The 4,211-nt window shown below is 45.0% G+C and carries 3 protein-coding genes, 4 tRNA genes and 1 rRNA gene; 1 reads left to right on the top strand and 7 read right to left on the bottom strand.

Translation table 11 applies throughout. The features are described 5' to 3' along the window. Positions 1–152: 152 nt before the first annotated feature. The 4 genes from ACHA99_RS14760 to ACHA99_RS14745 all read right to left on the bottom strand — a co-directional run bounded on the left by ACHA99_RS14760 (position 153) and on the right by ACHA99_RS14745 (position 517). Positions 153–228 (bottom strand) — tRNA-Thr (locus tag ACHA99_RS14760). Between the two features lie 8 nt (positions 229–236). Then, positions 237–310: transfer RNA gene (locus ACHA99_RS14755), tRNA-Gly, on the bottom strand. Between the two features lie 38 nt (positions 311–348). Continuing rightward, positions 349–433: transfer RNA gene (locus tag ACHA99_RS14750), tRNA-Tyr, on the bottom strand. A gap of 8 nt (positions 434–441) precedes the next feature. Next, positions 442–517, bottom strand: a tRNA-Thr gene (locus ACHA99_RS14745). Between the two features lie 235 nt (positions 518–752). Between ACHA99_RS14745 and coaA the strand changes: the two genes are divergently transcribed. After that, on the top strand, positions 753–1,703 hold the full coding sequence (gene coaA, locus ACHA99_RS14740) for a type I pantothenate kinase (protein ID WP_105251027.1): 951 nt from the start codon (positions 753–755) through the stop codon (positions 1,701–1,703). Positions 1,704–1,730: 27 nt separating this feature from the next. Here the strand turns inward: coaA and birA are convergent, their stop codons facing one another. The 3 genes from birA to rrf form a co-directional block, all read right to left on the bottom strand. Then, a complete protein-coding gene (birA, locus tag ACHA99_RS14735; protein WP_168827728.1) occupies positions 1,731–2,690 on the bottom strand; it encodes a bifunctional biotin--[acetyl-CoA-carboxylase] ligase/biotin operon repressor BirA in 960 nt (319 codons plus the stop codon). Further along, positions 2,683–3,708, bottom strand: coding sequence for a UDP-N-acetylmuramate dehydrogenase (murB, locus tag ACHA99_RS14730; protein WP_393943504.1), 1,026 nt, complete (start codon positions 3,706–3,708; stop codon positions 2,683–2,685). Before murB ends, birA begins: the two co-directional genes overlap by 8 nt. Positions 3,709–3,896: 188 nt before the next feature. Then, a 5S ribosomal RNA gene (gene rrf, locus ACHA99_RS14725) occupies positions 3,897–4,012 on the bottom strand. Positions 4,013–4,211 lie beyond the last annotated feature (199 nt).

Here is a 4,211-nt window from a genome sequence, read left to right as displayed (position 1 = left end):
TGGGGCTTAATACGTTCAAATTTAGCTTTAGCCATGGTAATGCCTCAGTCCAAGATTCTTGGTGATGAAAACTAACATATAGAAAAAATCCGATGCATTAAAATGACATCGAACCGATTATGTTTAGGCGTAGGAGCTAAATTTAGAGAGGCTGGTGCTGATAGGCAGATTCGAACTGCCGACCTCACCCTTACCAAGGGTGTGCTCTACCAACTGAGCCATATCAGCAACTAATTTGGAGCGGACAGCGGGAATCGAACCCGCGTTATCAGCTTGGAAGGCTGGAGTAATACCATTATACGATGTCCGCGCAACCTAACTAAGGCTACCTAACTACCTAGAAAAAAGTGGTGGAGGGAGAAGGATTCGAACCTTCGAAGGCTGAGCCGTCAGATTTACAGTCTGATCCCTTTGGCCACTCGGGAACCCCTCCACAGAAAATGGTGCCGGCACCAAGAGTCGAACTCGGGACCTACTGATTACAAGTCAGTTGCTCTACCAACTGAGCTATGCCGGCATTATCATTTCGGAACGGGATATTAGGTAAATGCGCTCCCAAGTGCAAGTAAAAAACGCCTATTTACGTAAAAAAAGCGCTTGAACGGTGTTTTTTTACACGTTATGCAACTTTGACGGCCAATTAAACAGCGAATACATCAAACGGTAACGGAAACACGACTGCAATCACCCATTTAGTATTGTTCCAAATAATCTCATAGTGTACTGTGCCTTTCCTAAGCTGAGGAAAGCCAATGACTTCTAAAAATTCAATTCAAAAAGCACTCTATCTCGCCTTCGAGCGCCTGCAATGGTCTGAGTTACGAGATTCAGTGCCGTTGACACTGAGTGAGCAAGACTTGGAGAACCTTAGAGGCATAAATGAAAAGATTTCCTTATCGGAAGTGACCGATATTTATCTTCCCCTTAGCCGGCTACTGAATTTGATCGTTAAAGCTAAGCAACAACGAGGCTTAGTGGTTGATGAATTCCTCGGTCAAAAACCATCAAAAAGTCCTTACATCATTAGTATTGCTGGTAGTGTCGCCGTCGGAAAGAGCACCACAGCACGTATTTTGCAAGCTTTACTACGGCACTGGCCTGAACACCCAAAAGTTGATTTGGTGACAACAGATGGTTTTTTGTATCCTCTGGCGGACTTAAAACGTAAAGGACTATTACAGCGTAAGGGATTTCCAGAAAGTTACGATATGAAAATGCTGGTTGAGTTTATCTCCGCCGTGAAATCCGGTCAGCCACATGTCAAAGCCCCTATCTATTCACACGTCACCTATGACCGCGTTAAGAATCAGCACCAAACGGTTTCTCAACCAGACATCTTAATTTTAGAAGGCTTAAATGTACTACAAACAGGACTCGACTCCCCCGTTGATACCCGTCGTCCTTTCGTCTCCGATTTTGTCGACTTTTCTATTTATGTCGATGCAGAAGAACCTTTGCTAAAACAATGGTATAAAGAACGATTCTTGCAGTTCCGCTCTGGTGCATTCAGTGACAAAAAATCTTATTTTCATCACTATTCAACGCTAACCGATGATGAGGCCAATACGATTGCCGCCAATATTTGGGACACTATCAATGGCCCAAACCTACAACTTAACATTCAACCGACCCGTGAGAGAGCCCATTTGATCCTGCAGAAAGGTCAGGATCATTTGATGTCCCACGTGCTGATGCGCAAATAGCCTTATATAAAATTGACTCTTGGGTACTTAGCGTGCCCTTAAGCTAATTTCACCGCCGATAAATGCTTGAACACCATCGGCGGTTTCGAGCAATACCGCACCCTGCTCATCAACGCCACGACAAATTCCTTCGACAGACTTTTCCCCCATAAGCAAACGTATTTCACGGCCATAAAATAAGTCCGCAGCTTGCCAACGAGTCTTGAATGCAGCTAATCCTTCACGCTCAAATAACTGAATATCACGCTTAAGCTGCTTCTGTAATGCAATAACAAGCGCCGTCTTGTCAGGCATATCGACCAACTCTGACAAATCACTCCAAGGCTGATCGATACCTTTACCTTGCTCCTCTGACATAGCCATATTGACACCAACACCTATGATAAGCTGGCACAGGCTATCAGCCTGACCCGACATCTCAATCAAGATCCCGGCAAGCTTCTTGTTATCCAAATAGATGTCATTGGGCCACTTAACACCAATATTCTCGACGCCAAAAGATTTAAGCACTTCAACCAATGTACAGGCCACCACTAAGCTTAATCCCATTGCCTGCGCCATTCCCTGCGGGAAAGTCCAAAACAGCGAGAAATATAAGTGATGCCCATAGGGCGACACCCAAGTTCGGCCTCGACGACCACGACCTGCGGATTGATACTCTGCCACACACACATCACCATTCTTCAATTCAGTAGTATGGTCCAGCATAAAGCCGTTGGTGCTTGCTATCTCATCAAAGTAAAAGCAACGATTATCAATTGATTGCACTAAACGTGAAGCATCAATCAAAGAAATAGGATTCGCTAACTTATAGCCGCGACCTTTGACGCTATAAATTGCCACACCATAGGTTTCTAGCGCATCGATGTGCTTATTCACTGCGGCACGCGAAATCCCAAGTTCAGTGGCTAACTGCTCGCCAGAAACAAATTGCCCGCTAGATAATAAAGCTAATATCTGGCGTTTTCTTCCCCAATGATCAGACATGCAAATCTCCTTCGCCATTAGCCCCGATGATTCTAGGCTCGGCTTCTAGCACAACACCAAATTTATCCTGTACTTGCGCAATAACATGGAGTGCTAGGCGGCAAATATCATGCCCCGTTGCTCCGCCTCGATTCACTAACACTAAGGCTTGCTTGTCATGCACTGCCACATTGCCGAGCACAAAACCTTTCAGTCCCGCTTGCTCAATCAACCAGCCTGCAGCCAATTTCACTGTTGCATCCGCTTGTGCGTAGCCCACTATCGTCGGAAAACGCTGTGCTAAATCTAGATAACAGGCTGCGCTTACAATGGGGTTTTTAAAGAAACTGCCTGCATTGCCGAGCACAGCGGGATCAGGAAGCTTTTCACTTCGTACTTGGCATACACGCTCAAAAATCTCATACGCTGTAACGGTTGCGGGGTCAAACGATTGCAATGGACCATAGGCCAAACGCGGTTGCCAACGTTTAGCTAAGCGCAGTCCAACAGCTGTGACTACAGCGAGATTGCGCAATTTGTCTTTGAAAATAGACTCACGGTAAGCAAATTGACACTCAGTTGTACTGATGTGCACAAACTCACCTGAGGGTAAATCAAGATACTCAACCCAATCACACACATCACATAGTTCAACACCATAAGCGCCAATATTCTGAATAGGTGCTGCACCAACCGTCCCAGGAATTAATGCCATATTCTCCAGCCCAAACATGCCATGCTCGAGCGTAAACTGAATTAACTCGTGCCAATTCTCACCTGCCTCAACATCGAGATAAAACGCTTCTGTGTCTTCAGATACTTTTATCCCTTTCGATAAAATCCTGACAACTGTGCCGTTAAAGTCCTCCGTAAAGACCAGATTGCTACCGCCACCAAGCACTAACATAGGCAATTGCTTTTGCCATAGTGGCAGACATATCGCCTTAACAGCTTCTTTTGAGTGCGCTTCAACAAGATCCGCGCAAGACTGGGCTAAACCAAAGGAATTAAATGATTGAAGGCTATGAGATAGAGACATGTGTTTATTCAATGACGACAAAAACGTATTGTAACTGCTAAAAGCGAGGATTGCAGCTCATGCTAGAGAAGATGGCAGGATGAAGAACAGAGAGAAAAGCAGGAAAAACACTCCTATTAACAAATTACAGACGCAAAAAAGCCAGCTTATTCAGCTGGCTTGGTTACATCTCAATGAGATAATTAGGCGCTTGGCGATGACCTACTCTCACATGGGGAGACCCCACACTACCATCGGCGCGTTTGCGTTTCACTTCTGAGTTCGGGATGGGATCAGGTGGTTCCACAAGGCTATTGTCACCAAGCAAATTCTGTTTATTACCGTGTCCATCTCTGGACCACGTTAATAATAATTCGGAAAGCTGATTTTCTGTTGAGTCTTTAACTTCATCAAGTGTCGATATTCTGTCTAAGGCTTCTTTGTAAAACCCATCTGGGTTGTATGGTTAAGCCTCTCGAGTCATTAGTACATGTTAGCTCAACGCCTCACAACGCTTACACACC

The sequence above is a fragment of the Shewanella sp. S23-S33 genome (assembly GCF_043359565.1).
Lineage (GTDB): Bacteria > Pseudomonadota > Gammaproteobacteria > Enterobacterales > Shewanellaceae > Shewanella > Shewanella oncorhynchi.
Note: the sequence above shows the minus strand (reverse complement) of the source record. Positions and strands in the feature narration are given on the sequence as shown.